27 protein-coding genes, 1 tRNA gene and 1 other RNA gene are annotated in these 26,018 nt (G+C 47.3%); 11 read left to right on the top strand and 18 right to left on the bottom strand.

Annotated elements, in window-relative coordinates:
- Nucleotides 1-18: 18 nt before the first annotated feature.
- The gene (locus FGU46_RS08935; protein WP_286474280.1) at nucleotides 19-1,614 is read right to left on the bottom strand and encodes a hypothetical protein; all 1,596 of its coding nucleotides are present in this window, start codon (nucleotides 1,612-1,614) and stop codon (nucleotides 19-21) included.
- Entirely contained in the window at nucleotides 1,611-2,066 is a 456-nt protein-coding gene (locus FGU46_RS08930; protein WP_286474278.1) for a phosphopantetheine adenylyltransferase, read from the bottom strand. Before FGU46_RS08930 ends, FGU46_RS08935 begins: the two co-directional genes overlap by 4 nt.
- Before the next feature lie 55 nt (nucleotides 2,067-2,121).
- Between FGU46_RS08930 and FGU46_RS08925 the strand changes: the two genes are divergently transcribed.
- The 5 genes from FGU46_RS08925 (at nucleotide 2,122) to FGU46_RS08905 (ending at nucleotide 9,656) form a co-directional block, all read left to right on the top strand.
- A complete protein-coding gene (locus FGU46_RS08925) occupies nucleotides 2,122-3,672 on the top strand; it encodes a radical SAM protein (protein ID WP_286474276.1) in 1,551 nt (516 codons plus the stop codon).
- A gap of 27 nt (nucleotides 3,673-3,699) precedes the next feature.
- On the top strand, nucleotides 3,700-4,812 hold the full coding sequence (locus FGU46_RS08920; RefSeq protein ID WP_286474273.1) for a pyridoxal phosphate-dependent aminotransferase: 1,113 nt from the start codon (nucleotides 3,700-3,702) through the stop codon (nucleotides 4,810-4,812).
- Nucleotides 4,813-5,001: 189 nt separating this feature from the next.
- Complete coding sequence (locus FGU46_RS08915; RefSeq protein WP_286474270.1) at nucleotides 5,002-7,557, top strand: cation-translocating P-type ATPase; 2,556 nt, start codon at nucleotides 5,002-5,004, stop codon at nucleotides 7,555-7,557.
- An 80-nt stretch (nucleotides 7,558-7,637) separates the two neighbouring features.
- Complete coding sequence (locus FGU46_RS08910; protein WP_286474268.1) at nucleotides 7,638-8,468, top strand: 4Fe-4S binding protein; 831 nt, start codon at nucleotides 7,638-7,640, stop codon at nucleotides 8,466-8,468.
- Nucleotides 8,469-8,480: 12 nt separating this feature from the next.
- Complete coding sequence (locus tag FGU46_RS08905; RefSeq protein WP_286474265.1) at nucleotides 8,481-9,656, top strand: aminotransferase-like domain-containing protein; 1,176 nt, start codon at nucleotides 8,481-8,483, stop codon at nucleotides 9,654-9,656.
- A gap of 49 nt (nucleotides 9,657-9,705) precedes the next feature.
- On the opposite strand, the gene FGU46_RS08900 is transcribed toward FGU46_RS08905, so the two are convergent.
- The 4 genes from FGU46_RS08900 to ffs form a co-directional block, all read right to left on the bottom strand.
- A complete protein-coding gene (locus tag FGU46_RS08900) occupies nucleotides 9,706-10,602 on the bottom strand; it encodes a DUF11 domain-containing protein (RefSeq protein WP_286474262.1) in 897 nt (298 codons plus the stop codon).
- Between the two features lie 74 nt (nucleotides 10,603-10,676).
- Nucleotides 10,677-10,850 carry a hypothetical protein gene (locus FGU46_RS08895; RefSeq protein WP_286474259.1) on the bottom strand — a complete coding sequence of 58 codons (174 nt, stop codon included), beginning with the start codon at nucleotides 10,848-10,850 and terminating at the stop codon, nucleotides 10,677-10,679.
- A 266-nt stretch (nucleotides 10,851-11,116) separates the two neighbouring features.
- Nucleotides 11,117-11,201 (bottom strand) — tRNA-Ser (locus FGU46_RS08890).
- A gap of 73 nt (nucleotides 11,202-11,274) precedes the next feature.
- An RNA gene (gene ffs, locus FGU46_RS08885) (signal recognition particle sRNA) lies at nucleotides 11,275-11,590 on the bottom strand.
- Between the two features lie 88 nt (nucleotides 11,591-11,678).
- Here ffs and FGU46_RS08880 point away from each other — a divergent pair.
- From FGU46_RS08880 to FGU46_RS08870, 3 genes are all read left to right on the top strand, one after another.
- On the top strand, nucleotides 11,679-12,665 hold the full coding sequence (locus tag FGU46_RS08880; RefSeq protein ID WP_353619888.1) for an inorganic phosphate transporter: 987 nt from the start codon (nucleotides 11,679-11,681) through the stop codon (nucleotides 12,663-12,665).
- Nucleotides 12,666-12,825: 160 nt separating this feature from the next.
- Complete coding sequence (locus FGU46_RS08875; RefSeq protein WP_286474256.1) at nucleotides 12,826-14,058, top strand: FprA family A-type flavoprotein; 1,233 nt, start codon at nucleotides 12,826-12,828, stop codon at nucleotides 14,056-14,058.
- A gap of 15 nt (nucleotides 14,059-14,073) precedes the next feature.
- Complete coding sequence (locus FGU46_RS08870) at nucleotides 14,074-14,490, top strand: hypothetical protein (RefSeq protein ID WP_286474253.1); 417 nt, start codon at nucleotides 14,074-14,076, stop codon at nucleotides 14,488-14,490.
- A gap of 52 nt (nucleotides 14,491-14,542) precedes the next feature.
- Here the strand turns inward: FGU46_RS08870 and FGU46_RS08865 are convergent, their stop codons facing one another.
- The 7 genes from FGU46_RS08865 to hdrC all read right to left on the bottom strand — a co-directional run bounded on the left by FGU46_RS08865 (nucleotide 14,543) and on the right by hdrC (nucleotide 19,496).
- Nucleotides 14,543-14,938 carry a CBS domain-containing protein gene (locus FGU46_RS08865; RefSeq protein ID WP_286474251.1) on the bottom strand — a complete coding sequence of 132 codons (396 nt, stop codon included), beginning with the start codon at nucleotides 14,936-14,938 and terminating at the stop codon, nucleotides 14,543-14,545.
- On the bottom strand, nucleotides 14,916-15,833 hold the full coding sequence (locus tag FGU46_RS08860; protein WP_286478434.1) for a 2-phosphoglycerate kinase: 918 nt from the start codon (nucleotides 15,831-15,833) through the stop codon (nucleotides 14,916-14,918). Before FGU46_RS08860 ends, FGU46_RS08865 begins: the two co-directional genes overlap by 23 nt.
- 124 nt (nucleotides 15,834-15,957) lie before the next feature.
- On the bottom strand, nucleotides 15,958-16,644 hold the full coding sequence (locus FGU46_RS08855; RefSeq protein ID WP_286474248.1) for a metallophosphoesterase family protein: 687 nt from the start codon (nucleotides 16,642-16,644) through the stop codon (nucleotides 15,958-15,960).
- A 67-nt stretch (nucleotides 16,645-16,711) separates the two neighbouring features.
- Nucleotides 16,712-17,251 carry a DUF2096 domain-containing protein gene (locus tag FGU46_RS08850; RefSeq protein WP_286474245.1) on the bottom strand — a complete coding sequence of 180 codons (540 nt, stop codon included), beginning with the start codon at nucleotides 17,249-17,251 and terminating at the stop codon, nucleotides 16,712-16,714.
- Nucleotides 17,248-17,514 carry a DUF749 domain-containing protein gene (locus FGU46_RS08845; RefSeq protein WP_286474243.1) on the bottom strand — a complete coding sequence of 89 codons (267 nt, stop codon included), beginning with the start codon at nucleotides 17,512-17,514 and terminating at the stop codon, nucleotides 17,248-17,250. The genes FGU46_RS08850 and FGU46_RS08845 overlap by 4 nt, the downstream gene beginning before the upstream one ends.
- Nucleotides 17,515-17,603: 89 nt before the next feature.
- Nucleotides 17,604-18,530 carry a CoB--CoM heterodisulfide reductase subunit B gene (gene hdrB / locus FGU46_RS08840; RefSeq protein WP_286474240.1) on the bottom strand — a complete coding sequence of 309 codons (927 nt, stop codon included), beginning with the start codon at nucleotides 18,528-18,530 and terminating at the stop codon, nucleotides 17,604-17,606.
- Nucleotides 18,531-18,539: 9 nt separating this feature from the next.
- The gene (gene hdrC, locus FGU46_RS08835) at nucleotides 18,540-19,496 is read right to left on the bottom strand and encodes a CoB--CoM heterodisulfide reductase subunit C (RefSeq protein ID WP_286474238.1); all 957 of its coding nucleotides are present in this window, start codon (nucleotides 19,494-19,496) and stop codon (nucleotides 18,540-18,542) included.
- A 185-nt stretch (nucleotides 19,497-19,681) separates the two neighbouring features.
- On the opposite strand from hdrC, the gene FGU46_RS08830 reads away from it, so the two are divergent.
- From FGU46_RS08830 to FGU46_RS08820, 3 genes are all read left to right on the top strand, one after another.
- Complete coding sequence (locus tag FGU46_RS08830) at nucleotides 19,682-19,891, top strand: hypothetical protein (protein ID WP_286474235.1); 210 nt, start codon at nucleotides 19,682-19,684, stop codon at nucleotides 19,889-19,891.
- Between the two features lie 71 nt (nucleotides 19,892-19,962).
- Entirely contained in the window at nucleotides 19,963-20,706 is a 744-nt protein-coding gene (locus FGU46_RS08825; protein ID WP_286474232.1) for an archaeosine tRNA-ribosyltransferase, read from the top strand.
- A gap of 429 nt (nucleotides 20,707-21,135) precedes the next feature.
- On the top strand, nucleotides 21,136-21,291 hold the full coding sequence (locus tag FGU46_RS08820; protein ID WP_286474229.1) for a hypothetical protein: 156 nt from the start codon (nucleotides 21,136-21,138) through the stop codon (nucleotides 21,289-21,291).
- A gap of 30 nt (nucleotides 21,292-21,321) precedes the next feature.
- Here FGU46_RS08820 and FGU46_RS08815 read toward each other — a convergent pair whose 3' ends face one another.
- The 5 genes from FGU46_RS08815 to dph5 form a co-directional block, all read right to left on the bottom strand.
- A complete protein-coding gene (locus FGU46_RS08815) occupies nucleotides 21,322-21,846 on the bottom strand; it encodes a class I SAM-dependent methyltransferase (RefSeq protein ID WP_286478432.1) in 525 nt (174 codons plus the stop codon).
- Between the two features lie 63 nt (nucleotides 21,847-21,909).
- Complete coding sequence (locus tag FGU46_RS08810; protein WP_286474226.1) at nucleotides 21,910-23,139, bottom strand: ABC transporter permease; 1,230 nt, start codon at nucleotides 23,137-23,139, stop codon at nucleotides 21,910-21,912.
- A 1-nt stretch (nucleotide 23,140) separates the two neighbouring features.
- A complete protein-coding gene (locus FGU46_RS08805; protein ID WP_286474222.1) occupies nucleotides 23,141-24,082 on the bottom strand; it encodes an ABC transporter ATP-binding protein in 942 nt (313 codons plus the stop codon).
- A 114-nt stretch (nucleotides 24,083-24,196) separates the two neighbouring features.
- Nucleotides 24,197-25,126 carry a DNA adenine methylase gene (locus FGU46_RS08800; RefSeq protein WP_286474219.1) on the bottom strand — a complete coding sequence of 310 codons (930 nt, stop codon included), beginning with the start codon at nucleotides 25,124-25,126 and terminating at the stop codon, nucleotides 24,197-24,199.
- A 35-nt stretch (nucleotides 25,127-25,161) separates the two neighbouring features.
- Nucleotides 25,162-25,944: a diphthine synthase gene (dph5, locus tag FGU46_RS08795; protein WP_286474217.1), complete on the bottom strand. Its 783-nt coding sequence runs from the start codon at nucleotides 25,942-25,944 to the stop codon at nucleotides 25,162-25,164.
- Between the last annotated feature and the right edge of the window lie 74 nt (nucleotides 25,945-26,018).

The raw sequence follows: 26,018 nt of genomic DNA, 5'->3' as shown, positions 1-26,018 counted from the left end.
TTCTACTCTCTTTTCTGATTATTCTGATTCATGTTTAAAAATTCTTGGAAGATTTTGTTCTGCAGGATTGATCTCTTTATAATGGGCCAAATTTATCTTTTTAGTTGGATTCCAAACTAAATAATAATCTATATCATTTTCTTCAAGTCCTTTCTCAAGTTCTTGAGAATAAGTGTCAGTGGAACCATAAAAAGGAGAATCGAGGTAATATGATAAATGAAGAGTCTGTAATGCTAGCGAATCAGAAGCAATATTCCCTTGAATTTTATATTCATCTTTTAAATTCTCACTGACTGTGTAGATTGCCTTATTATTACTGTAATTTATAAGAGTGATGGTGGGTGACAAAATTAAAAATATGAAGAAAAGTACCAATATTGTATTAAAAATTTTATTTTCTATATTGTAATTCTCGTTGAGAACTTTGATTAGATAAAAACCTAGAAAAATCACTAAATAGAATAAAAAGTAAAAATATCGTAAATCAACAAAAAAGGGGAGATATCCTAAAATAAATATAATAAAAGTTACCATTAAGCAAAGGATTGCCCATTTTACTTGCTTATTTGGTGATTTAAAAAACATTAATATGCTTAAAATAATTATTGGTAGAATGAGAGGAGAAAATGTAAACAGGATAAAAATTGATTTTACAATATTTTTTATAAAAATATTAACCTGATATGTAAAAGATTGTATGGAATCGAATGGACTCCAGGGATAAAGTTTTACATAGGAAGGGTCCTCCCAAGGAGTTATGGCAGTGGGATTAGGGTGTGATACAGTTCCAAACATATTCATAGGATGGTTTAATTGGATATCGGGCCCCAAAGCATTATAATTATAAGTTCCTGATGTTCCAATAGTTAAATAACCATATTTTTCACTGATTTGAAAAGACCAAGCCCCTGCTATTAAGAAAAATACTGTCAAACCAATCAATAAATTCTTTAAGATTGTTTCGTTTTTTTTATACTTTTTAAAATAATAAATAGCGTTAAAAATTAAGTAATGGACAAGGAAAAATGGAAAAGCAAAACTCTTACTTAGATAAGCAAGGCCACCAGTTAATCCACAAAATAATCCAATTGTTAGGTTATTTTGATATTTAGGATCGAAAATAAAGTTTAGATAAAAAATTAGAAAACTTGACATCAACAAATCAGAAGTTAACATGAAAAAAACGAAACACAAAGTAACTGGAATCAAAGAGAATATAAAAAATGTTCTTAGTAATTGATTAATTTTGAACTTGAAAGTTAAAAAATACATTCCAATAATGTTGAAAGATCCTATTATTATCGATAATATCCAAGCTGATTTTAGAGCAGATACTTGACTAAACCCTTTCAAAAGAAAAGGAACCAACAACCACGAAAACAAAGGACTCCAATAACCATTCACAGCATCTTCAAAATTTCCTAATGCATATTTCTGTGCAATACTTAAGTAACATATCCCATCTGCACCTGGACCAAAATCATACTGAAAATAGCCAATCAAAACAATAGCTGTAACAAAGTAAATGAACAGTGCAATAATCAAACCGAAATAAGATCTCAGTTTCATAGAATCCGGTTTTAAATAAGCATCAGGATTCACCTCACCTTTCATTTAATACTCCCATCAGGGTTGATCTCTCCCTTCCTGATCCGGGTAGATGATATTGGTCTTCCATCCTCTGCCAGGACCATTCCAATGATTATTATATCCAGGGGCTTCATCCCCTTCTCCTGCCGTATCTTGTTGATCTCCCGGGCGGTGGGTTCGGTTTCGGGGCTGACCACTATGGCCTCTATGCTTTCATCCTCCACGGTGGGGCCGTAGTGTTCCTCCAGGCGAGCCAGGATATAATTACTATGCCCCTCCAGGAGGGCGTTTAAATTAGCCATGCGGACATTGCAGGGCTCGATTTCGCCCTTCTGGCCTCCAAATTCATCGGAGGTTACTCCGATGAGGACCTGTTCTGCTACCTGGAAGGCCTTCTCCAGTAGCATGCGGTGTCCCTGGTGGAACTTGTCGAAGGTTCCTCCCACTGCCACTTTACGGTATCTCTTATCTCCCATGCGGCTAACCCCTTTTTAGGTTAAGTTGATTATGTAAAAGGTTAGATAATAAACTATGCTCCAGGAACATAATGTGGTGGTCAAGAACCCCCAGCGTGTGGAGTTGCGCTTCGCCTCCTGTTACCCTAACCTGTACCGCAGTGCCATGTCCTCCCTGGGATTTCATATCATCTATGACTTTTTAAACAGCCGGGAGGACACCTACTGTGAGAGGGTAGTCTATCCCCACGCCCGCAGCCTGGAAACCGGCACCCAGTTGAAACATTTTGATATGGTGGGCTTCTCCCTCCAGTACGAGGAGAACTACCTCCACGTCCTGGAGATGCTCCAGAAAGGAGGGCTAGCCATCCGGAAAGAGGATCGGAAACCGGATGATCCCCTGGTCATTGCCGGGGGGCCCTGTGCCACCTCCAACCCCCTGCCCATGACTCCCTTCGTGGATCTGTTCCTGGTGGGGGATGGGGAGGCCATCCTCCCCCATTTCCTAGAGGTATTTAAAGAACTCAGAAACCCCCGGGAGGAGTTGCAGAAGTTCCTGGAAATTAAGGGTGTGTATCTACCCGATAATCCGGTGGAGATCAACCTCATCCCGGATATGGACCAGGCTTGGAAGCCGGTGCACCAGGTTATACCCGAGACTCGAGAAAAAAGTTTAACCCCGGCCTTCGGAAGATCCTTCCTCCTGGAAGTCTCCCGGGGCTGCACCCGGGGCTGTCGTTTCTGCATGGCCGGCTGCCTGTACCGTCCCCGCCGGGAAGTTCCCCTGGAGGAACTTCTAGAAACCGCCGAGGCAACCAGAGAATCCACGGGACTTAATAAAGTAGCACTTATCGGAGCCGCGGTCTCGGACCACTCCCGGATTGAGGATCTGTGCCAGAGCCTTTCAGAAAGAGGTTTCCAGATCACCCTACCCTCCCTCAGGGTGGAAGCAGTGACCGACCAGCTCTTAGAGATCCTGAAAAGTAGCGGGCTTAAAACCGTCACCCTGGCCCCGGAGTCCACCTGGAACCTCCGGAAGGTGATAAACAAGTCACTCACCGATGAGGACATCTTCCAGGTGGTTAAGAAAACCTTCCAGGAGGAGATGAACGTCAAGTTATACTTCCTGGTGGGCCTGCCCACTGAGACTGGTAAGGACTTGGAAGAAGTAACTAAATTAATCAAATCTCTCCAGAAGGAGGCCCCCCGTAAAAGCTCCCTCCGGGTGAGTGTTAATCCCTTCATTCCCAAACCCCACACTCCCTTCCAGTGGCACCACTTCAACTACAAAGAGATTAAAAGTAAAGTGAACATCCTGAACCAGGAGTTCCGTTCCCGTTACTTCAAGGCAGAAAGTCCCCGCAGCAGCCTCATCCAGTACGTCTTATCGGTGGGAGGAGCAGATATGGGGGATGCCCTGGAAAGATCACTCCAGCACAAGTTATACCTACCGGAATGGCAGAAACTGGCTCCCCACTGGGAGTTAACATCCAAACTGCCCTGGAGGAACATCCAGGTGGGAGTGGATGATGAATTTTTAAAAGATGAATATGAAAAGGCATTAAAAGGCGAATTCACACCCTGGTGTGAGACCTTCGGTTGCCAGAACTGTGGGGCCTGTGAATAAATAAGACAACAGATAGAGGTAAGGACCATGAAACCATCCCAACGTATAGAATCCATTGACTTCTCAGGAGTCCGGAAGATGTTCGAATTAGTAAAGGAGGACTCCATCAGCCTGGCTCTGGGGGAACCAGATTTCGACACCCCTACCAACATCAAAGATGCTGTTAAAAAGGCCCTAGATAAGAATTTAACCCATTACACCAGCAACCAGGGCATCCTGGAACTGAGGGAAGCTATAGCAGAAAAATTAAAAAGAGATAACCACCTAGAAACCTCCCCCGAAAACATCATAGTCACGGTGGGTGCCAGTGAAGCTCTCCTGATGGCCACTCAGGCCCTGGTGGAGAATGGTGATGAAGTAATCATCCCTGATCCGGGTTTCGTATCCTACGGAGCCTATGTGAATCTGGCGGGAGGTACAAATGTCCCGGTAAAGGTAAAAGAGGAGGATGAATTCCGTCTAACCCCTGAGAATGTTATGGAACATGTTAACCAGAACACCAAGGCCATCCTCATGAACTCCCCCAACAATCCCACCGGAGGCGTCCTGAAAAAGGAGGATGTGAAGGGCCTGGCTGAGATCGCCCAGGACCATGACCTAGTCATATTCTCCGATGAGATCTACGAGAAGATCATCTACGGTGCCAAACACTACAGTCCGGGCCGTTACACTGAAAACGTAATAACCATCAACGGTTTTTCCAAGGCCTATGCCATGACTGGCTTCCGGATCGGTTACACCTCCGCACCATCAGAACTACTAGAACCACTACTGAAGGTCCACCAGTACAGCACCGCCTGCGCCAGTTCCCTCTCCCAGGCTGCTGCCCTAGAAGCCCTGACCGGCCCCCAGGATAGTGTGGGAATGATGGTCAACGAGCTAAAAAGAAGAAGGGACCTGGTGGTGGAAAGAATTAACCTGATGGGGATCAAGTGCAAAAAACCCAGGGGAGCCTACTATCTCTTCCCCCATGTGGATGACCCTGAACTCTTCGTGGTTCAAGCCCTGGAAAAGGGGGTAGTCCTGGTACCGGGTAGCTCCTTCGGTAGCCATGGCGAAGGTCACTTCCGCCTCTCTTACGCTGCTTCCTATTCTGATCTGGAAGAATGCATGGATCGCCTGGAATCCCTAATAAAATAGCTCCTAATTTTTTTTAAATTGAAAATGGATTAGGTTTGCCTAATTCATTTATTCAAGGCGAATATTCCCCCTATATACATTAGGCCATCCTAACTCAGGGCAAGAAATAAATACTCTCTTTTTCATAGTTTATCAAACCGAAGTTTTAATTTAATTAATTTGCTACTTAAAAATGGGGATTGATTAGACTTGTGGGAAGAGGTTAAACTGGAGGGAATGCCGGGACTATCCCAGGAAGAAGTTAACCTTAAACTGAAAACTGAAGGATATAATGAGCTTCCCTCCCCGGATAAGAGAACCATATTCACCATTGCCCTGGAGGTGGTGCGTGAACCCATGTTCCTCCTTTTAATTGCCTGCGGCAGCATCTATCTGGTGCTGGGAGACCTGGAGGAGGCCCTGATGCTCCTGGCCTTCGTGTTCGTGATTATGGGCATCACCTTCTACCAGGAACGGAAAACCGAGAACACCTTGGATGCCCTGCGGGACCTGTCCAGTCCCCGGGCCCTGGTCATCCGGGATGGACAGCAGAAAAGGATCGCAGGCAGAGAAGTGGTCACCGGGGATATCATCATGCTCAAGGAGGGGGATCGGGTCCCGGCCGATGCGGTGGTGCTTTCCTGCAGCAACCTCTTGATAAACGAGTCCCTCTTAACCGGGGAGTCAGTGCCGGTGCGTAAGGTGTCCTGCCAGGGAGTGCTGGACATGCATCCTCCGGGTGGTGATGGACTTCCCTCAGTCTACTCTGGTACCCTGGTGGTGCAGGGACTTGGGGTGGCCCTGGTGCAGGCCACCGGACTGGATACTGAAATGGGCCGTATTGGTAAGAGGCTGCAGTCCCTGGAAACCGAGGACACCGTCCTCCAGAAGGAAACCCGCCGGGTGGTCCTGAACATGGCCCTGGCCGGTGCGGCCCTATGCGTAGTGGTGGTGGTAGTCTATGGCTTAACCCGCCTGGACTGGTTGCAGGGCTTCCTGGCCGGGATCACCCTGGCCATGGCCATCCTCCCCGAGGAGATCCCGGTGGTATTCACCATCTTCCTGGCCCTGGGTGCCTGGCGCATATCCCAGAACAATGTCCTCACCCGGCGTTCCCAGGCCATACAGGCCCTGGGATCGGCCACGGTACTGTGCACGGATAAGACCGGGACCATCACCCTTAACCAGATGACGGTCCGTGAACTGATGGTGCAGGGTGAGTCCCTGGAGGTTAACACCCAAGAACGGGAGTTGCCGGAGAAGTTCCATCCACTGGTGGAGTACAGTATCCTGGCCAGTCAGAGGGACCCCTTCGACCCCATGGAGAAATCTTTAAAGGAATTCGGTAACCTTACCCTGCAGGACACCGAGCACCTCCATGATGAGTGGAGCCTGATCCAGGAATATCCCCTCTCGGAAGAGCTTCTGGCCATGTCCCATGTATGGCGCTCCCCTGATGGGCAGGAATATCTCATCGCTGCCAAGGGGGCTCCGGAGGCAGTGGCGGATCTGTGTCACCTGCCAGAGATGGAATTAAATGTCTTGCAGGAGCAGATCACCACCTTAGCCGATCAGGGTTTGCGGGTTATTGGCGTGGCCCAGGGACGATTCACCCAGAAGGACCTGCCCGGAGAGCAGCACGACTTCCCCTTCCAGTTTCTGGGCCTGGTGGGCTTCCTTGATCCCCTGCGCCCCCAGGTACGGGAGGCGGTGGCCGAGTGTTACCAGGCTGGTATCCGGGTGGTGATGATCACCGGAGACTACCCCGGCACCGCTTCCCACATCGGATCCGAGATAGGGCTCCGGAACTGTGACCAGGTACTCACCGGGCCGGAATTAAACCAGATGAGTGATGAACAACTGAAGGAGAATATCCCGGAGGTTAACATCTTCGCCCGGGTGGTTCCGGAAGAGAAGCTGCGCCTGGTGGAGGCCCTCAAGGCCAGGGGGGATACGGTGGCCATGACTGGGGATGGGGTGAACGATGCTCCGGCACTGAAATCCGCCCAGATCGGTATCAGTATGGGTGGCCGGGGGACGGATGTGGCCCGGGAGGCCTCGGCCCTGGTGCTCCTGGATGATGATTTTTCCTCCATTGTCTCGGCAGTGAAGATGGGCCGGCGCATCTTCGACAACCTGAAGAAGGCCACCTCCTACATCTTCGCCGTGCACGTGCCCATTGTGGGCATGTCCCTTTTACCGGTGATCTTCGGCTGGCCCCTGGTCCTGTTTCCCATGCAGATCGTCATCCTGGAACTCATCATCGACCCGGCCTGTTCCGTGGTCTTCGAGGCAGAACCCGCCGAGGAGGATGTTATGCGCCGGCCTCCCCGCAGCTCCAGGGATCCCCTCTTCCATCCCTGGACCATAGGTATCAGCATCCTCCAGGGAGTGGTGGTACTCTTGATTGTACTGATGGTCTTTGTAGTGGCCTTCTACGGGGGTCGGGGTGAGGATACCTCCCGGGCTCTGGCCTTTACCACCCTGCTTTTTGGTAATCTGGCCCTGATCCTCTCTAACCGTTCCTGGAACAAAACCATTCTCCAGACCCTGCGTTCACCTAACCCGGCCCTGTGGTGGATCATGGCCCTGGCAGTTATTATCCTGGGACTGGTACTCTACCTACCACCTCTGCAGAGTTTATTCCAGTTTGGGGTGCTCTCACCCACCGATATCCTAATCTGTTTCCTGGCCGGTGGTATCAGTGTACTGTGGTTCGAGGCCCTGAAGGCCACCAAGTTCAGTCTGAAACCCCCTGCTAAGTGAGTAAGGGATGTTGGGAGTGGATTAGCACTACTGCCCTGGGGGGCCAATAAATATTAGCCTCCCCCACCAATAATAATGTCATGGCAGAGTCACTAAAAGGCAAGTTCAAAAAAAAGTGCCAGGAAATGGGCATACCCCTGGTGGGCTTTGCACCGGTGGATAGGTGGGAAAACCCACCCCCGGAACTGCCCCACCAGTTCGAGGAGTGGATACCCGAAGAATTCTGGCCCCAGTCCATCTACCCCGAGGCCAAAACGGTAATTGTAATTGGACTGCCAGTGCAGCTCCCGATACTGGATACCGCACCCTCCATATATTACCATGAACTTTACCATACCATTAACCGGCTTTTAGATGAGAAGGCCTACCTGTTATCTAATTATCTTACCAGAGAGGGTTATCCTTCTATCTACCTTCCCCGGGATGGGTATGGCGATATTGAAGTGCTGCTGAAAAAGCCCCTGGCCTTTTTCTCCCACAAGCACGCCGCTTATCTGGCCGGTCTGGGATCCATAGGGTGGAATAATGTACTCTTAACTCCAGAATATGGACCCCGGGTTCGTTTCACCTCAATCTTCACCACCGCCTCCCTGGAGGGGGATCCTATCCGTGGTAATGATCTGTGCACCCGTTGCCTGTCCTGCGCTAAAAGCTGCCCAGTGCATGCGCTGGCCACTAAAAAGGAAGAAAACTTCCCCCCACCTATGGAGAAGATGAATTGTGCCAATCGGAGCAGGAAACTCCGTAAGAAGTATTTATCCCCCTGCGGAATATGTATCAAGGTCTGCCCGGTGGGAGAGGATCGGGTGGTGTTTGACCGGGAAGATACCAGCATCTACTTCCAGGAGGAGAATTTCGAGAAGTATCACCGGGCCTGGGAGCATGTTAGAAAGTATGGGAGCAAAAAATAAAAAAAGATTCTTATGAAATATGAATTCGCAGCGAGAATGGGTAAGGTTCCCCGATCCTTTATTCGGGAGATACTGAAGGTCACTGAAGACCCGGAGATAATATCCTTTGCCGGTGGCCTGCCCAATCCAGAATCCTTCCCTTATCATGATATCAAGGAAGTGGCTGTCCAGGTTTTAGAAGAAAGCGGAGCCCAGGCACTCCAGTACAGCACCACCGAAGGGTATTATCCCCTGCGGGAATGGGTGTCTAACCGTTATCAGAGCAAGGGTGTGAAGGTAGACCCGGAGGAGGTCCTGGTTACCAACGGTTCCCAGCAGGGCCTGGATCTGGTGGGGAAGATCTTCCTCAACCAGGAGGACCCGGTCCTGGTGGAAAGACCCACTTACCTGGCAGCTCTGCAGTCCTTTGGACTCTACGAACCAGTATTCTATTCCGTGCCCCTGGAGGAAGATGGGGTGGATGTTAACCGGCTGGAGGAGGCCCTGCATGAATTTGATCCCAAACTCTTCTACGCGGTTCCCAACTTCCAGAACCCCACCGGCATAAGTTACTCCCTAAAACGCAGGAAGGAAGTTGCCCGGGTCTTAACCGGTAGTAATACGGTTTTCGTGGAGGACAATCCCTACGGGGAGATACGTTTCATGGGGGAGGACTATCCCCCGGTTAAGGCCTTTCTAGAGGAATCCGTACTCCTGGGCTCCTTTTCCAAGATAGTTTCCCCAGGCATTCGCCTGGGTTGGATAACTGCTCCAGCAGAGGTTATGGATAAACTGGTAACTGCCAAGCAGGCCTCGGACCTGCACTCCAGTTTACTGTCCCAGATGATTGTTCACCGTTATCTATCTGAGTACCCTGTGGAGGCCCATTTAGAAAAAATACGCAGCATGTACAAAAGTCAGCGGGACCTCATGGTCTCTTTGATACAGGAAGAGTTTCCGGATGATGTGCAGTGCACCGAACCCGAAGGGGGAATGTTCCTGTGGGTTACCCTTCCGGAGGGTATGTCCTCCCTGGAGCTTTTTGAAATGGCCCTTAAAGAGCAGGTGGCCTTTGTACCGGGACAGGCCTTCTATGCTGAAGAACCACAGTACAACACCTTGAGGATGAATTTCTCCAATAGCAGTGCGGAGAAGATAGAAACAGGTATAAAAAGGTTGGCCCGGTCCATAAGGGAACTTGAAAAGTAGTTTGTAATTATTTTTAAAAAAATATAGAAGGGGGGTTTAATTAAACCCCTTATGGTTTTCTTTTAGATAGGAACACTCCGGCAGTTACCAGTAAGAGTGCTAGGATGGTTCCTATTATTGGTACTCCTGTTTTTTGCATGGTCACGGTAGCTGCAGATACTTCGCCAGGTTCTTCCGGATTTGGTTCCGGCAGTCCCAGGATAGCTCCGGGGTCAATGGCGGCGTAGAGATATCTGGTTTCGTTTTTGTAGGTGGCAGGGTGGTGTATGCATTCGTAGATTGGTTTTGACAGGTCATCGCAGTAGGTGGGTATGTTCGCGCAGGCGTACCAGCAGTGGTAATACCAACTAAAGCTTGGGCCGTAGAACTGTGCGTCAGGATAAGATGATAACGGGTAGGTATCCTTAAGATTGTTCAGCCAATTATTTACTTCATTGTAGGTACCCCAGAACCAACCACCACCCAGTGGATAATGGGTCCATTCCGTGATAACTTGTTCGTATCCCACTATTACTTCTTCATCGTAGGCCGGTTGATCCACCACGGTTACGTTGTAGGTTCCATTGAATTCATTGTTGAACTTGCCAATCTTTGCTGCTTTAGTGTAAATAATTAATTCAGCTACTTCACCAGCATTTAAATTGCCAATATTCCAGGTTATAGTCCTTGTGGCTTGGTCATAGATGGCTTTGGCAGGATCACTATTAGATACATAATCTACCATGTCAGAAATGACGTCGGTAACCACCACTCCGGTAAAGTTGTCATCCAGGTTTGGATTGGTAACCGTTAAGTTAAAAATAATATCGTCACCAAGGTTTACTTCGTGGTCGTTAACCGTTTTTTCGGCCGTAGCGTTTAGAATTGGTTCTTCGGCAAAAACAGCACCAATTATGCTCAATCCCATTACTAGGATCAATATGGTTGAATAAATAGTCTTTCTCAATATATCCCCCCCAAGTGATATATTATTAATACAATATTCTTAATTAACTTATCGTTACAAGTGTGGGTCTTTATCTACTGGGATTCCTCTCCGGATGGAGAATATCTAATCCTCAGATAATGAATTAGGGCTAGATCTATTACCACATCACCATAACGAATACCGCGAACACCACATTGAGGTGGCCTGAACCATACTGGGCTCCCCTCATTAGGGGTGGTCACTTTTTCTGCTTTGTAGATACTCATCTTTTTTTATCCCCCCCTTTTTCTCTTTCCACTGTCTATTTTTATTTTTGAACGTATTTAAAATTTGCCCTGACAAAGAAAAATTAGTATTATTTTACAATATTTACACTTGAAATTCAACTTTTTATAAGCAAATAATTACGGGAATATTGATGACGTCGAACAATATTACAGTGGAAATGTATGTCTAAAAGTTGTATGAATTATTATTTCAATTGAGTTATTCACTCTGTAATGAGAATAATTAGCAGAATGAGAATAATTAGCGCCGGGGACGGGATTTGAACCCGCGTGATCCAAGGGATCATGGGATTAGCAGTCCCACGCCGTACCAGACTGGGCCACCCCGGCATTTGAAAAAAAGGTAGGTATTCAAAAGATTGGTGTCTCTACTATTTAAATACACAAGGACTTGGTGAGGTTAAAGTGGGCGTGTTCAAGAGTGGACAGACCTCGTGTCTACTGGTGATCCGGAAGGCCAACTCCACCCCGCTATTCCACAAGCATCAGCTGACCAGAGTAGAGCTGCTTCTTTCCAGACCTGACACGTTCCCCTGGTTAAGAACGTTAACCCTGGCCCTCCAGCCAGAGCCCGTCCACCAGTGATCCTGCGGGACGAGGTTTCGACATTGAACTTCTGGGCCAATAAACATTTAACCTGCCGCCTCTTGAACTTCGACCGCGCCGTATAGGGGATGTGCGCTTACAGAGGACCCCTGACCCTCCAGTCTAGCCCATTTAGTGTTGGTGGTAGGAAGTATTTTAAGGTTGTGATTCACCCACCCACCATTTCATTGGAATGATATTTCACCAGTTCCCAACATATAAATGAACATGGACGGGCTTTTGATAATGGCTGTGGTCATCAGCATCTACATGGCCTTTAACATCGCCGCCAACGACATCGGCAACTCGGTGGGGACGGTAGTAGGCAGTGGCTCCCTTAAGATGCGCCGTGCCCTATTGTTAGGGGCTTTTTTTGAATTTATAGGGGCCCTGTATTTTGGTAACAACGTTATCAGGACCGTAGGGAGTGGTATCATCTCTCCCGATGTCCTACAGGCCACCGGGGCTTTCATCATAACTCTATCTGCGGCTCTGTGGATCACCATCACCCTGCTGCGAAAGATACCCATCTCTGGTTCGGATGCCATTATAAGCGCCCTTGTCGGTTATGGATTAGTCAGTACAGGTATTTCCAGTATGAACCTGGGTACTTTAGGTTTTATTGTTATTAGCTGGATCATGTCCCCCCTCTTAGGGCTGGCAGCTGGTTTTGGGGTTTATTACCTTCTTAAAAATTTCTTATTCCAAAAAGTCACTGCCATGGCTGTTAAGGACCGTGTGGAGAAAATATTTTCCTACCTGCAGATCGGTAGCTCCGCCTTCTCCGCCCTGAATGTGGGGGCCATTGACATTGCCGTGGCCACGGGAGTGCTTTATTATGCCTTCGGAACATCAGTCAGCGAGAATATACAGATCCTGGGTGCTCTGGGGATTGTGGCGGGAATAATGGTGGCCGGGGGACGTATAACCGAAACCATTGGTCGCCGGATCACCGAGCTGGTACCTTCCCGCGGTTTCTCGGCACAGATAGCCGCAGCAACGGTGATATTTTTCTTTGCTGGTGTGGGCATGCCGGTTTCGCCCACCCAAACCCTGGTGGGCACGGTTATCGGGGTGGGGCTGGCCCGGGGTACCAGCACGGTGAAGGTGGATGTTATAAAAAACATCGCCACCACCTGGATTGTGACCATACCCGCCTGTATTTTAATCTCCGCTTCTTTATATCTCGTCGTGAACTTTCTGAGTTGAAGGTTTCCGGATTTCAAGATCTAAGCCCTGACAAACCATACTATTAAATGGAAAAAAATAATTGTCACATCCAGCAGATACAACTATGCTTATAAATTAATAGTTTCTTTGAAAAAGGCCCCGGGGGGTTTTTGGCAGCTAACTGTTGTGGAGGTATGAGATGAAAGCAGATGCAGTTAAAATAGGAGAAGCAGTTTATTGGGTGGGAGTTTTAGATTGGGATATACGGAACTATCATGGTTATACCCTGGGTGGAACCACCTACAATGCCTATCTGGTTTTTGGGGATGATAAAACCGTTCTTATAGACAACACTTATCCTGGGAGTTCAGCTCAGTTATGGGGCCGGATAGAAGATGCCTTTGCTCAGGAGGGGAAGGAAGTTAACATCGACGTGATTATCCAGAACCACATTGAAAGGGATCATAGCGGAGCCCTCACCGAAGTACACAAACGCTTCCCCAAGGCACCCATCTACTGCAGCGCGGTGGCCATAACCGGGCTTAAACAGCACTACCCCGGACTGGAGGGCGCTGATTTCCAGGCAGTGAAGACCGGGGACAAATTGGAAGTGGGGGGCCTGACCTTCGCCTTCCTGGATGCCAAGATGCTCCACTGGCCGGACAGCATGTTCACCCTCCTGGTAGACGAGGGCATATTATTTTCCAACGACGCTTTCGGACAGCATCTGTGCTTAACTGAACGTTATGACCATGAAATACCCGAGTACCTCCTGATGGATGCCGCCCAGAAGTTCTACGCCAACCTGGTGACCCCGGCCTCCATGCTGGTCCTCCACAAATTCAAGGAGGTCACTGACCTGGGACTTCTGGAGCAGATCCTGATGATTGCACCTAGCCACGGTCAGATCTGGACCGAACCATTGAAGATCATGGGGGCCTACAGCAACTGGGCCTCGGGTGTGTGTGAAGACAAAGCCACCATCGTCTACGATACCATGCACTACTCCACCCGGCAGATGGCCCATGCCCTGGCCGAGGGACTCATGAGTGAAAGGGTTAAGGTTCGTATGTACTTCCTGCATGAGGATGACCGTAGTGAGATTGTGAAGGACATCCTGGACAGTAAAGCCATTCTCTTAGGGACTCCCACCCTGTTTAACGGACCCTATCCCAGCCTGGGCGACCTTTTAATGTACCTGGAGGGTTTGAGCTTTCAGCGTACCGGATTGAAAAGGCTGGCGGCCACCTTCGGATCCAAGGGCTGGAGTGGCAAGGCTGTGGACCGAGTGGCGGATTGGTTAGAAAAGTCTGGATTTGAGGTCTTAGAAAAGTATGAGATTAATTATCAGCCCACCGCCGAGGAACTGGACCACTGTTACGAGATGGGTAAACAGATGGCTCTGAAGATCAAACAGATGGGTGAAAATTAAACGAGGTGAATGGATATGAAATCGATGGACTATGAGAGCCCCATAGATAATAGGAAGAAGGTGATGGTGGTTACCTTTTGGGTGAACCGAAAAGCAGCACGTACCGAGGGCTGTGCTCCCTTTCTAATAAAAAAGATCACCACCAGCCAGAACACCCATCTTCCCGACGAAACTAAACTCCTGAAATTTACTGAAGAGTTATTGGAAGAAGTAGCTGCTGATCTGGATGACGGAGAAACTGTGGAGTTTGTTTTCAACATCGGGGAAGAAGTCATGGATGTCAGTTTGAGTAACGACTCCTTCAGTGTGGAGGTAACCAAAAGTCCGGAAATTGAAGAGGAAATTATAGAAAAGCTGGAGATGGAACTGGGCAAGAAGTTCCCCAGTCTGTGTGATTCCTTCACTCCCCGGGTAACTCCCCACCAAAAATAAGGGGAGTTGTCTCTATTTTTTAAAAAAAATACATATCTACTAATTTTATCCGTTAAACACCTATAACTCTTATAATATCTCCGTCGGAGACTATTCCCTTAATCTGGTGGTCCTCAATAACCACCAACTGGTTGATGATCCCCTCCTCGTTACCGTGCTGATTCATCTTGCGAACTGCGGTTACAAGATCATCGTCCGGACTGACACAGACCACGTCTTTGATCATTACCTGATCCACGGTGGTACCCAACTCGTACTTATCCAGTATCAGGTTATGGCCCAGGTCAGTGGCCGTTACAATACCCACCAGCATCTCCCCATCCATGACGGGCAGAGAGCTTACCCGGTGTTTCATCAACTTTTCAAAGGCAAAAACCACGTCTTCTTTTGGTTCAACGGTAATTACGCCCTTTGTCATTACATCTTTAACCTTCAGTTCCTTTAACATCTTCTTCACTTCCGTAAGTCTGTGTTATGTTCTCGATAATTGAATCAATGGTAGTGGTAACATCAATGTTCTCGATGACCGGTATATGAAACTTGTTAGCCTGGCTTTCAAAGTAGAGGTGGGTTCTCCGGATATCATCAAAGGAGTCCATGTATCTTTTCAGTGGCCTTCGAGCCCACATCTGCCGGCAACGGGAATAAAAACGTCCTCGGTGCACTTCCTCATCTTGAAGGGTAAGAACGAACATTTTGACATTGCTGAGTGATACCAGGTCTTCTCTGATAAATCCAGGCACAATATGGACGCCTTCAATGACTATGCTTATTCCCTCTTTGATGGCCCGTTCAATTACGGCCTCCACTCCCACGCTAACCGTATCCACATGGTCCCGGAAACCAATGAGCACCTGGTCGGATTCGGATGGTGGTGGAATGCGCAGGGAGAGATATGCAGTGTAACTGGACTCGTATAAGGTGGGAATAAGTTCCTTGGAGCTGGTTTTACGCATGACCTCCCTTATCATGTCAGTGCTGATCATGTTACGGATGCCCAGCCGGTTGGCTACTTCAAATGCAATGGAGCTGGTTCCCACCCCGGAAGCACCCCCCACCAGGATAATCAAAGGATCAGTACAGCGGCGAAGATTTTTCCAGTGCCGGTACTTGGAGGCTATTTTCTTATCCTCATCCTGTAATTTCTCGATGACCTCCTTTATGAGGTCCTCCAGCATAATTACTTCCACTCCTTCTCGTTTGAGGTGAGCTTCGACCTGGGAGGCAAAGGTGTAAGCCTTGTTGGGGTCCATCTCGGCCCGGGTAAGAGACCTGGCCAGAACTCCCTTCGAGAAGGGTTCCCTGTATTTCTTACCACCTACTTCTCCTTCAACCATGATCATGCTCATCTACTCACCTTTTTAAAGTAAAAAAAGTATCTAAATGAAGATAGGTTTCCCACCTTTAAATCATTTTCTAACATTAAATTATTACCCATCATTCTCTAATAAAAGCCCCATGCTTTATTCAAGATTTTTTCAGATCTAAATCGATTAGTTCTGTTTCAATATCGGGCCTATTTTCCCCCTCTTCAGAGATGGTAATTAGACAGGCATAACCTTCATCCAGTTTACCGGGGTTCACCACCTGGGTCCGGCCGATTCTGTCTGTCCCCCTGGATTCGTGGATATGACCACAGATATTTATGGTGGGCTGGAATTCCTCTATAACCTGGCGTAGGCTGGTACTTCCTGCGTGTTCCCCGGAGGGAAGTAGGTCGGTTTTAGTACCGTGTGGTGGGGCGTGGGTTACAAAAATAGTTATTTTATGGTCCTTTATCCCTTCCAGGGCCTTTTTAGCCTCATCATAGATCTCCACTTCCTCAAACTCCAGGGGAGTGTTGAAGGGAGTGGGATTGGAACCACCAAAGCCACAAATACCCACATTCTTAACCACAGAACTCCGAGCATGGATGTTAATGGCACGGGAGCGTTCGATCTCACCATGGATGGATTCGGGGTCGCAGTTACCCGGTATAACCATAACTGGGACATCATAGGAGCTGATCTCGTTTAAGATATCTTCGCCCAATTTGGCCGGGCCAAAGTGGGTAATATCACCGGCCAATAGGACCAGATCCACCTGGTTAGTTTTCAAATAGTTTATTAGGGGTCTGAAGTCACCATGCATATCAGTTACTGCCAGGATCTTCATTTTAATCCTCCGATCTAAAATTACAATTTAAATCCATAGTAGAAAAGGGATGAACAAAAAGGGAGAATTATGGTTCAATCTGTTCTTTGAAGAATGAACCCAGTTCCTTGAGACTCAACTTGAGATTTTCTGGATCACCATAGACCGCCACCAGTCGGTCATCTTCAAATTCGATGATGACGTTATGGTATTCGGCTATTTCCTGAACCCGATCCTCGGCCAGGGGTATCTTGAAGTTCACCCGGACCATGGAAAAGCCGGGGGGTGCGCCCACCACGAACTTGGATCGCTCCTCCTTCAGGGGATAGACTTCTTCACCCCGTGCTGCTCTTCTAAGTTTATCCAGCCAGTGGTCAGAGTATTCTTTCCCCCTCTCATCTGCCAGGGCCATCAGGGCCTCCTGAACAGATGTTAAAAACTCATTCATCCTCTTAGCCTCCATGATCCGCTCTGGATCAGTGGGGTCCACCTTGTAAAAGTTGATGGTGGTCTTGGCCAGTCGGATGTTCTGGGGTATGGAGGGCGGGATCTGCACTTTATGACGGCGCAGGTCGGTTAAAAGTTCCACCAGGATCATCCAGGTCTGTTCGGCAGGAAGTGAACTCATAAATGGCCTTCCAATATTTTCTTGGTGCTGAAGTTTATTTCAGCATGAGCATCCTTTAGTTCTGCTTCTATTTCTTTAATATCCTGGTACGAGCTTAAAAACAGGACGTGATAACTTTCCGTGCCACTAATATTTAAGATGGCAATATCTTCATCCATTTTAATCTGTTTATCTTCCATGGAGGCCTTGTACTGCACGAAGGGTCCAAATTTTTCGGGTAGTTCAGTGTATCTGAAGATACCAACCAGGCTGGCTACAAACAAAAGTAACACCTCATTTATTTTTAAAAGTAATTTGGATGTTGAAAGTTAAAAAGTTAGCGATATTAAAAAAAGAAAAAGTTTGGGGAGAGTTATTCTCCACCAGTTATTTCATCCGAAGAGATCAAGCCTTCCTCACATTTTTCCAGTGCGGAGTCAACGCATATTTGGTGAGCATCCACAGTGAGGTCGTCTATACTGACTCCCATGGCCATACCATAGAGTTGGGCCAGGTGGAAGACGGGTATTTCGAAGTCGGTACCGAACTTGTTGTTGGTCTCCATTTGCCCCACATCGAACTGTAAGTGGCAGAAGGGACAGACGTTGATGATGGCGTCCACACCAGCTTCTCTCATGTTGGTGAGTTTTTCCTTGGTGAAATCAGCGGTTACGTCGTTATCCCGGGATCTTAAACCTCCACCAGCTCCACAGCACATCATTTTGTCCTTGTATGGTATGGATTTAGCTCCGGTGACTTCCACCAGTTCATCCAGGATGGTGGGCTGGATAGGGTCATCGATTCCGATTGCTTCGCTGGGTTTGAGGAAGTGGCAACCGTAGTGCACTGCTACATTGAGATTTAAAGGTTTAGTGACAGCTTCGGCTAGTTTGTCCAGTCCCACATCGTTGTAGAGGATTTCCGCAAAGTGTCGGACTTGGATTTCGCCCTTGAATTCACGGTTTGCTTCAGCCAGTACTTTGTTTACCTTTTCCTTCATTTCAGGGTCTTCGTGTAAGAGGTGGTTGGTTTCGTATAAGGAACCAAAACAGCCGTTACATTCGGTCATGATGTCATTACCCTGATCTTCAGCGATGGTGATGTTCCGGGCAGCTATTGAAGCCCAGGTGAGTCGGTCGAAGGATCCGAATACCCCTGGAGCAGGGCAACAGGATGCTCCTTCCATGTCTTTAAGTCCTACGCCCAATTTATCAAACATGATTCGGGTTGCTTTCTCAATACCGGGGTACCGGTTGTTCATGATGCATCCTAAGAAGTAGGCAAATTCTTGTTCAGCCATATTATCACCTTATTCTAGTTCTCCTTTCTCCCAGTTGTAGCCTATGAGCTTATCGAAACCGGCAGTCTTGATTATCGTCTGAACTTCCTCTAGTGCTTCGGGGAAGGTGTGGGTGGTTGGTGGTAGTTCATCCAGTCCCACTCGTTTTCTGAGTTCCATGGTGGCATCGTTAATTGGCACACCGTGTCCTGTTTTTAAAACGAAGGATCCTACTGCCTTGTGGGCAGGGGCCATGTATCCGGCCTGGGCAGCGTAGTTTCGCACGATCTTAACTACGTCCACAATCTTAATGCCCCGTGGGCATCTTTCCTGGCATTCGTAGCAGGTGGTGCACATCCAGATGGTGTCATCAGATATGACATCGTCTTTGAGGCCCATAACGGCTCGGCGCACCAGTTGTCGGACCCGGTAGGGAGTTCTCCTCCCGGAGGGGCAGGCACCGGTACAGGTACCGCACTGGAAGCAGATAGCCACACTTTCGGCACCGGCGTCCATTACTTCTTGTTTGAATTTTGGATCTATATCAGCACGGGTTATTTTATTTTCATCCGCATTGAGTAACGTCATACTTTCACTCCTTTCCTTTTTAGGTTCTTCAACAGCTTCTTCTGATTCTTCTGAAGGCTCATCTTCTGAAGGTTCCTCGGTTTTCTCTTCTGGGGATTCTGGTTCGGTTTCATCCGTCTTCTCCGACTCTGAAATGACTGGTGTTACTTGTTCTTCTGGTTCGATGATTTGTTCTTCGGTTGACTCTTCTTCATGGGGAGCTTCCTCCTCAGGAATAGTTTCAACTTCGACTTTCACTGGTTCATCAGCAACTGTTTCTGGCTCTGTTTCTTCAACCGGGGTTTGCTCTGGCTCTGTTTCTGTCTGGGGCTCTTCGGTTTTCGCTGGTTCTTCTGGTATTTTTTGTTCTGGCTCATCTTCGCCAGTTAAAACTTTTTTTAAGCGATTCAGGAAACTCATTTATAGTTCACGCCCCGGCCATCATATTAGTATCTAGAAAAACTTATGATTACCAATGAAGGGTGTATTTGGTTCCATATATATAGGTTGCGGAAAAATTGCTTTGTGTCACCTTTTAGGTTACACTCGATTTGGTAATCTAAAAATATGGTAAAAAACTTAAAGTAATAGTAGGGGGTGACCGGATGGGTGAACCACAACCCGAGGCCAGACGTGTATACTTTACCATCTTCTTTGGATTTATGTGGCTGCTGTTTCTGGCATTATGGCTAATCCTCTACGCAGAAGCCTTCAGCCTCATCCAGAATATCGGGATATTCCTATTATCCCTGGTGATAGTGGGGATAATAATGGTGGTCTTATGGGTACCCTGGAGTTACAGGCTGCCGGAATAGTGGCTATAATAATTAAGGAATATAATAAATTAAATATTGATAATTGATTAATTAATTGAAAAGATGATCCCATGTTGGAGATAACCCTACACGACGGCCCTGCCCGGCTGGGCAAGTGGAACAACCTTATAACACCCACCATACTGGACGCCGAGCAAGTAGCTGTGGTGGATAACCAGCCCATGCCCTATGAAGTGCCCCGGACCCTGGCCCAATGGTCAGTGGCGGAGACCATCCTGAAAGCACAAGAAGGTAATCGGGATGATACAGCCGTGATCCACGGGGCCAAGTACTTGGATCTTCGGCTGGAATGTGCTCAGGAACTGGAAAAGTTGGGCTATAGGAATTTTCTTTTGGCTAACGTTGATAAACTCCTAAAAAGACCCCGAAATCTGGTGGAGACGATGGTAGCGATCCGGGAGGCTATAAATCCTAATTCATCTTTATACGTGCCCTTCTGTCATCTGAACTTCATCCCCCTGCTTTCCTACCTGGGGGTGGACCTTTTTGGAGATGCGTCCTGCGGATACCATGCCCTACTAGGGGTTATGCTCACCCCTGACTTTAACTATCCGGTGGCGAACTATGAGATCTACCATAAGGAAAAATATGATATGGACTACTCCGGACTTTTAGAGTACAATAAAAACAGTATGGACTTCGTTATCCGGGAAGTGAAAGCCCATATGAAGAATGGGACTTTAAGGAACCTGGTGGAGATGCGCTGTGCCTCCTCTCCCGAGACCATGGCTGCACTCCGGATACTGGATAGTGAATATTCTGATTTTGTGTTGAAGTATACGGGGTTATATTAAATTAAAGAGGCTGTTTCTGGGTGAAAATAAAACGAAATGGGCCCATGTCCCAATTAAAATGAAATTTCCTAAATTTAAGATAAATATTTTAAATCAGTACTTGGAAACGGGATAGGTTGGAGGTTTAGAAGGAATCACAGTACAGGCTTAACTCCAGGAGGCTTATATGGCATCGTGTCCTTTTAACCTCCACAGATCCGGGGGCCTTTCACATATAAAGACCAAGGGGAGACATATTCGATTGGTTGGATGGAGAAAAAATTAACTCCCCAATGTTAGTATAGACTAACTAGTATTTACATTCATTTCAGAAAATAGTAAGTTTAAGTATTATAATCAGAAAATATTTTGATTTCTCCCTGTGCTAGAATCTACATGACACAAAAAATTTAACCAAAAAAAACAACAACCACCTACGGAGGCTATGAAATGTTTGACCAGTACCTATGTCCCAATACCAATTGCAACCATCAAAAATCTGGAAAAAAAGGACAGACATGTCCTGAATGTGGTGAGAAGTTAAAGAAAGTAGGAATGAGAGAAGGCACCAGCATCATACAGCAAAAGAGAAAAAGGTTCAGCTAATTAAAAGAAAATTAATTAATATTCTTTTCCTCATTTTTTAACTAAGACCACAGCGTAATGGTAGGGTCCCACTTCCATCTCTTCCTGGGATTGGAAGCCCCTGCTTTCCAGGGCGGAGTTAACTTCCTCCGCTGTGATACGACTCGATAGGGGAGGTCCGGGTGTGCCTTCTATCTTCTTAAACTCCACAATAGCCAGCCTACCCCTATTTTTCATGATTCTTAAAAGCTCGGGAATAACCTGATCCAGTTCTTCATTGTAGACGAAACCGTGCAGAACGTTGGCCATTAGACATAAATCCACAATTTCATCTTCCAGTGGTAACTTCCGGGTTAAGTCAGCTTCCACCACTTCCAGATTTTCGATTTCCCCTTCAGCTACTTTCTCCCGTAAAATATCCAGGGACTGGCTGTAACGGTCCACAGCCCATACCTTACCCTCAGCGCCCACTATTTTAGATGCTTCTCGGGATATGAAGCCATCACCACAACCGGCGTCCATGAACACATCGCCTTCGGATAGCTGGAGTGATGATAATACTCGTTTGGCATCCAGGATCGCTTCACTGGACTTTCCACCGTGTTTGTGCAGTTTTTTTTTCAGACATATTATTTTCTCCTATGATTCTGGTTTTAATCTGGTTCGGGAGAAGATTATAACTCCCAAGAAAAATATTATGGCGGTTAATAGTATGGACCATCCCACCTGGTAGGCTATATCATCCCATCCTCCTCCAAAGGTTAGTACCGTCCGCATGGCAGTGAGGGTATGGGTCCAGGGTAGTATCTCATAGATCTGGAAGGGCTGGCCCATGAAGTTGGCCACCACCACCTGGGGCAGCTGGAAAAAGGCCCCGGTGAGGAAGCTCATGGGTACGGTGATGATGGTGGCCAGGTTGGTGGCCTGCTGGTCATTTCTGGCAAAGGATGCGATGATCATTCCCAGGGCTACCGAGGCCAATCCTCCAATAACTCCCACCACTAACGCCAGTAGGATGGAGTTCAATCCACCCTGCCAGTTGAAGCCCATCAGGAGCGCTATTCCCAGGAGTATTAAGACCTGGGCTGCGGCCACCAGTGACCAGGGTAGCATGTTGCCTAATAAAAAGTCAATGGATCGCATCTTAGACATTTTAAGTCGTGATAATGTGCCCCGGTCCACTTCCCGGGTCAGGGCGGAGGCCACGGTGGTGGCCAGGAGGATGATGGCGAATACGATCATACCCGGGGCCAGGAAATCAAATTGGGTGAAGCTTTCTGTACCCGGAAGGGATTGTACATCACTTTCAATGAGTTTAGGGGCTGCTTGAACGTTTGTACCAGTTAGTTGGGCCTTTAATCCCGTGGACAGATCATCCTGGTATTGTTCGATGATCCCCACCAGTATTCCCTGAGAAATTCCGAACTCCACATACCCGGTGTCACCACGGATCAACACAGTATTAGAAGTGTTAACTCCATTTAATGAGCCCAGTATAGATTCAGAGAAGTTAGCTGGAATTATAACTGCAGCGTCAACTTCTCTATCTTTTAAGAGATCATCTGCTTCTTCTAGACTTGTCTCAGTGACGTTGAATATTTTAACGTCACTATCTTCATACTCCACGTCCTTCAGTATCTGGGTGAAGTTATCCCCAAAGTTTAGCTTCTCGGAGGTTAAAGGTAGGGTAGCTCCCTCATCGTTGTTGATTATGGCCAGATTGTGGGGCTCGTTTTCCTCTCCCATGCCTCCGAAGGCAAAGCCAAACACGACCATGAAGAACATGGGGAAGATCAGTATCATAATGAGACCTCTGCGGTCTCTTACTAGTTCCTTGGCTGCTTTAGATGCAATCGTGATGAACTTCATTTTAATCCCTCAAACGGGTTCCAGTTAGGTCTATAAACACATCTTCCAGAGTGTTTTGTCGTACTGATAGATCCAGGATACGTACCCCTGATGATTCTACGGTGCCCATGATCTGGGGCAGTTTACCCACCGCATCCAGGGCGTGCACATTCAATCTTCCATCCACTTCCAGCACGGAGTCAATCTCGTCCAACAATTCCAGGGCCTGTAATACCGGTTTATTTTTCTGGGGGTCGGATAGTTTCATATCCACCACATCCCCCTCACCGATCTCCTTTTTGAGGTTATCTGGTGTGTCCAGGCGAAGCAGTTTACTGTGGTCAATGATGGCTATACGGTCCGAGAGTTTATCCGCCTCATCCATGAGATGGGTGGTTAATATGACGGTTTTTCCTTCATCATCCCGTAAGGAACGTATATAGTTCCATAAAACCCGACGGGACTGGGGATCCAGGCCTTCTGAGGGTTCGTCCAGAACCACGATCTCTGGTTGGTGTACAATGGCCAGAGCCAGGTTCAACCGCCGTTTCATACCACCAGAAAGATCTTTAACCTGGGTGTTGGCCTTGTCTGTTAAAAATAAATCGGATAAGAGTTTTTCGGCCCTTTCTTGCCGGTCTTTTTTGGGCATTCCGTACATATCCCCCATGAGGTTCAAACTCTCAGTGGGAGTTAGATGTTCCCATAGCACCAGTTCCTGGGGACAGACCCCGATGGTGCCCTTTTCCACTTCATGAACATCCTGGCCATTTACCAGGACCTGTCCACTGGTGGGGCGTAACAGGCCCACCATCATACGGATGGAAGTGGTTTTACCCGCCCCGTTAGGGCCTAAAAAACCAAAAACTTCTCCTCGTTTGATTTTAAGGTTGAGCCTATCAACGGCCCGGAAATCACCAAAATCTTTGGTTAAATCCCGGGTCTCCATGATGTAATCCTTCATGAATATCTCTCCTTTCTATCCATTTACTAAGAAACATGACTAATGTACTTTACAGTTAATGATCTATTACTGTCATAAAGTAAGTATTAACCTCTAAAATAAGATTATAATTCGTTAAAGATAGTTCCTAACTATCAATTCGTTGATGATTCCCCGGCCCCACTTATCAGAATTTATATTACGCTTAGCAGCCACTCTTTCAATCTTATAATCCTGGTAAAGCTCATCAAAGAACTCATCATCCGGTTTCTCATTTTTAGGGTCACTGTTGCTGAGTATTAGGTAAGATCCCCGCTGATCCATATCCTGGTAGAAACGGGCCAGTCTCTTCTGATCTTCTTCACCGAATCCGTTGGCAGAGTAGTCCGTGAAATAAGAAGTGTGGTTTAGGGGCCGGTAGGGGGGGTCCATGTATACTAAGGTCTCCTCTTCTATGAAGTCTCCAGCCTGGGTGAAATCTGCGCACAGAAGCTCGGTTTTTTGTAAGGCTTCATGTACCAAGTGCAAGTTTGCTTCATCACAAATAGTAGGATTCGGATAGCGACCGAAGGGGACATTGTACTCCCCACTCTTATTGAGTCGGAACAGTCCATTGTAACCAGTCTTGTTGAGGAATATCAGGTAAGCAGTCCGCTCAACCCACTCTGAAGAGTAGTTTTCGTAGTCCGTATCGCCCATCTGCCCATTATAACTATCCCGGATCTGGTAATAATTATTTTTACGCTGCGCTTCTGCCATTTCCAGATGATCGGTTTCTATGTTCCTTAAAATATGTATCAGATCATGGTGATTTTTCTGGATCACCTGATAAGCCATGATCAACTCGGGATTAGCATCCAGGAGGAATGATTCTTCAACTTTATAATGGGCTTTCAAATGGAAGAAAAGGGCTCCGCCACCCAGGAATGGCTCCACATACCTGGGGATGACTCCTTCATCCAATATATGGGGTGGTAGGCGTTTTTCTAATTCCTTTAGTAGCTGGGTTTTTCCACCCACCCATTTGAGGAATGGTCGGGCTTTAGGGTAAACTTTTCGAGTCATTTAATTTAATCCCACTTATTAACACGTTAGATTTGTTATTGGAGAATATCCTCCGGCGCCCCAGCCAGCACCACCAAGGCCTCGGCCTCCAAGAAGTGCAGTTTCCCGGGGATGACGAGACAGTGCAGGGGGCCTCCAAAGTCCTCTTTAATCAGTTTTTTGATTTTGTTCGCACGCACCAGTGGCTCTGGGGCTCCCGCCCGGGCCACTACCACCGCCAAACTATCCCCGGTTAACACTTCATCTTCCCGGTCCTGGGCCACCCTCAACAGATACTGCAGTCCTTCGTTGGCGGTCATGTAGTAATCACGGTGGGCCTGGATGTCCAGTAGGGCCAGGGTGTGCAGACCCATCTTCAGGTTACTAACTATGACTTCATAGGGAGAATGGGGAAAGTAGTTCTCCTCGGGCCGGGGAATAGTGGTTACCTTGCCGAATTTATAGGCCTGTAACCCAGCTAAACCGGGTGCAGCCGATAGTATCGATGAGGAATGAATCACCCGGACACTTATCCCCAGTTTACGAGCTTCTATTAATAGATCAGTGTGGGTGGTGGCTATCAGCGGATCCCCCGCCGTTAAAAAGGCCACCTTACTGGTCTTTGCATGCTGAAGGGGCAGGTTTTCTTCTTCCACCTCTTCCCGTTGGAGTATCTTTATATCCGCACCAATTAAATCTTCTAAGGAACTTAGATCACCGCCAAAAAGACGGGCCGTGTAAAACTCAGCGTAAACAACATCTGCTGATTTAAGGGCCTCCAGACCCTTCAGGGATATGTCCATTTCATCGTAAAGTCCCAGTCCAACCAGGTAAAGCATATTTCCACCTTCAAGTCCTAGTTATGGGCTGGGAGGTTTATAAAATTTTATTTTAAGTTAGAACATAAATTAAG

The organism is Methanobacterium sp. CWC-01, assembly GCF_030323845.1.
Classification (GTDB): domain Archaea; phylum Methanobacteriota; class Methanobacteria; order Methanobacteriales; family Methanobacteriaceae; genus Methanobacterium; species Methanobacterium aridiramus.
The sequence above is the reverse complement of the archived record's forward strand: the minus strand, read 5'-3'. Positions and strand labels throughout refer to the sequence as shown.